Genomic DNA, 3,552 nt, shown 5'->3' with positions numbered 1-3,552 from the left:
GCCCGGTTCGTCACCGATAAACCACCGGCTAGCCACCCACGGCAGATCTTTCGATCTTGGAAAGGTACCAATCAACAGTTTGATCACCCACACAATCAAGACCAAATCGAAGAAAAACAGACACAGGGGTGGCTTCGCTTCAGAAATTGACCTTGTCCTCATGCGGGCTTCAAGATTCTTCACAAAAAGTCTGGCCGAGGTCGCCGATGCACAAGCGGGAGGGCAACTCGATGGTCGACCAAAGATCGCTCGCGTTCAGCGGATCTCGATCGGCACGGCACTCTCGATTCCTGAGAATGGACTTCTACCATGTGAGCGTTGTAGAAAAGAGTGTGTTGCGTTGAGGTTCTTCGTCCAATAGAACCGTTTTCACAAAATCGATCATGTCCGTGAGTGTCTCGAGATAACGGCAACCCTCCAAGGCTTGTTGTGCGGACACGGACAAACCTCCGCCGCCAATCAAAAGGTGGCTTTCAACGGGCATCAGCCGTCGCAACAACAAGTGTTGCGAGATGGCATCGGATTGGCTGTCCCAATGCGTGGAATTGCACCAAACCAAACAAGTGTCCAAGGCATGAGCTGCTGCAGCCATCTCATCCGCTGGCACGCGAGGTCCCAAATCGATCGCGTCGATACCGATGCTGTTCAAGCACAACGAAACCATCTTCGACGCGACCGTGTCGCACCCTTGATGCAAGCTTCCCCCCACCGCTTTCATTGATTCAGAGGTGTACGTTTGAAAGTGCGGTTCAAGCAGATAGATGCAGCGAAGCATCGTGTCCGCGCACACGTTGGCCTCGAACGATTGAAGCTCTCCCCGTTGCCACATGGTTCCAACTCGCCACATCGCTGGAGCAAGCGATTGATCGAGGATCGTTGCAATGTCTGATGGGGCATCGCAAGCAGCCAACACCTTCGTCCGCAATACGCCTGCCTCTCGGGATCGCAGTAATTCGACAATGCGATCAGACTGAAGGATCTCGTCGGCTCCCTTGGGCCCACACTTGCCGACACCGCCCAGCCCAATTCGTTGGGATAGAGATTCCAATGATGACATCGAGATACGTCGGTGGCCGCCCGGTGTGCGATTCAGTTCAACTTCATATCGCTCACACAATCTCTTGAACGTCGATGTGCTGACACCAAATCTTGCTGCCGCATCGCCCACTGTCATCTGGTTGTTCATTGCAACATCCGCGTTTCGAAATGGAAATTCGAAGTCCGTTGTTTCAGCTCCTTCAGAACGAATCGGCTCTTTGAACGATCTCAATCACCGCTTTGCGGTTTCCCGCGGGACAAAGCGGCTTGGGTAGGCCAACCAAATCGGCTAGGCGTCGCAATACGATCGGGGGCCTTCATGTGAAACGAAATAGCTGCCTGAAAGTAAGAGGCGAAGGCGCACTGTGCTTCCGCGGCTGCTCAGGTTGTGCGTGTGCGGAATGCGAGTATTGCGCCCTCTATCGAACTCGCTCTGATCGGTTTGGACGGTTCCGAATCGTTCAGCCTAACAGCAAACCATTCGATGATGATCCAAGACCACGCAAAGTTGGGAAACAACCGTTCAACGAGAGGACGCCGATCAATTCTTCCCGACCCGCAGTCTTTCCGCGAGTTACATAACTGGTAATGCATCCGTCTTGCAGGAAAGCCACATCCGGAGTGAATGGCTTCTGCGATTGCACTCAACAGATTTATCTACCGGGACCGAAACAGCACCGTGAATATTGAAGACGCAGAGCTGATCAACGAATTCGTCATTGAGTCTCAAGAGCATCTTGGTGACATCGAGAAAGACTTCTTGACCATGGAGATCCAGGGTGAGGATGTTGACCTCGATCTCGTTAATCATGTCTTCCGTGCGATTCACTCCATTAAAGGTGCAGCCGGATTCTTAGGCTTGCCTGTGTTGGAATCCCTGGCGCATCGCGAAGAGGAGGTGCTCAACAAAATTCGCAACCAGGAAGTGATCCCCACCATCGATGTCGTCAGCACATTGTTATCTGCGACCGATGGTTTGAAAGAGTTGCTCGACTGCATCGACGTCAGCAATGACATGGATGTGACAGACAAAATCGCAGCACTCGATCAAATTCTATCTGGTGCCGCGAGTTCCACTGCAGACGAGAATGCCTCCAGCGCTGAAACGCAACCTGAACAACCCGACAGCCGGGATGGTGAGCAGGTGGCCAAGGAATCCGAAGAACTTTTGGATGACACGACGCAAAAGGTGGAAGGCCTCGTCAAGGAGGAGGCTGCTAAAGCAGACGACACAACGTCCAAGGAGCCATCGGCGAACGCTCCGGTCTCTCCAAACACCAAGCCGGTGAAGAAGCCGGAACCCAGCAAATCCCAGGGAAGCCTAAGCAGCGATTCATCCCCCGCTGAAACGTCCATCCGGGTTGACGTTGGTCTGTTGGACACACTGATGAACCAGGTCGGTGAACTCGTCCTGGCTCGCAATCAAATGCTTCAGTTCGCAGAACGGTTTGATGACAACGAATACAGCACGACCTCTCAGCGATTGAATTTGATTACAAGCGAGTTGCAAGAAGGCGTGATGAAAACACGCATGCAACCCATTGGGAATGTGTGGAGCAAGTTTCCTCGTCTGGTTCGTGACCTTGCCAAAATCTGCGAAAAGCAGGTTCGTATCGAGATGCAAGGCAAGGAAACGGAGCTCGACAAAACGATTATCGAAGCAATCAAGGACCCATTGACCCACCTGGTTCGCAACACGGTCGATCATGGAATCGAGCCTGCCGACGTTCGAGAAAAGTTTGGTAAGAACCGCGAAGGTTGTCTCATGCTTCGCGCCTTTCACGAAGGCGGGCAAGTCAACATTGAAATCGTTGACGACGGAGCGGGGCTGAATGTGGAACGTATTCGGTCCAAGGCGATTGAAAAGTCGATCATTACCGAGCAGCAAGCTCAAGCGATGGATGAGCAATCGGTTTGCAATCTGATCTTTGCACCCGGTTTTTCAACGGCCGAGAAAGTGTCCAACGTGTCGGGACGCGGCGTCGGTATGGATGTTGTGAAAACAAACATCGAAAAGATCGGTGGAACGCTTGACTTAGAAAGTCATGCAGGGTTGGGGACAACGATTCGCATCAAGATCCCGCTGACCTTGGCGATCATTCCGGCCCTATTGGTCAAGTGCGCGGACAATCGATTTGCCATCCCACAAGTCAACCTTATGGAGCTTGTGCGACTGGAAGGCGAAAACGCGACTTCCAAGATCGAACGCATTCAAAATGCTCCTGTTTATCGCCTTCGTGGGCAACTGCTCCCGTTGGTTGATCTTCGTAGCATCTTGGGAAAATCCACGCCTGATCAGTCGGAAAACCAAGAGAATTCTGCGATCAACATCGTCGTATTGAGAGCTGATGACCAACAGTTCGGACTGATCGTGGACCGCATCAACGAAACAGAAGAAATCGTTGTCAAACCGCTGAGTCATCAAATCAAAGACATCGCCGTCTATTCGGGAGCAACCATTCTTGGTGATGGGAGTGTTGCTTTGATCCTCGATGTTTTGGGCATTGCCCAACG

At 52.2% G+C, this 3,552-nt stretch carries 2 protein-coding genes; one reads left to right on the top strand and one right to left on the bottom strand.

Features of this window, described 5'->3' with window-relative positions; all coding sequences use genetic code 11:
• Nucleotides 1-304 precede the first annotated feature (304 nt).
• Nucleotides 305-1,186, bottom strand: coding sequence for a B12-binding domain-containing protein (locus ACF8AM_RS19380; protein WP_392557234.1), 882 nt, complete (start codon nucleotides 1,184-1,186; stop codon nucleotides 305-307).
• 531 nt (nucleotides 1,187-1,717) lie between these two features.
• Here ACF8AM_RS19380 and ACF8AM_RS19375 point away from each other — a divergent pair.
• Nucleotides 1,718-3,552, top strand: a 1,835-nt coding sequence (locus tag ACF8AM_RS19375) for a chemotaxis protein CheA (protein WP_392557233.1), incomplete at its 3' end; no start/stop codon positions are given.

It is taken from the genome of Rhodopirellula sp. JB055 (assembly GCF_043100905.1).
In the GTDB taxonomy this organism is placed as follows: domain Bacteria; phylum Planctomycetota; class Planctomycetia; order Pirellulales; family Pirellulaceae; genus Rhodopirellula.
Note: the sequence above shows the minus strand (reverse complement) of the source record. Positions and strands in the feature narration are given on the sequence as shown.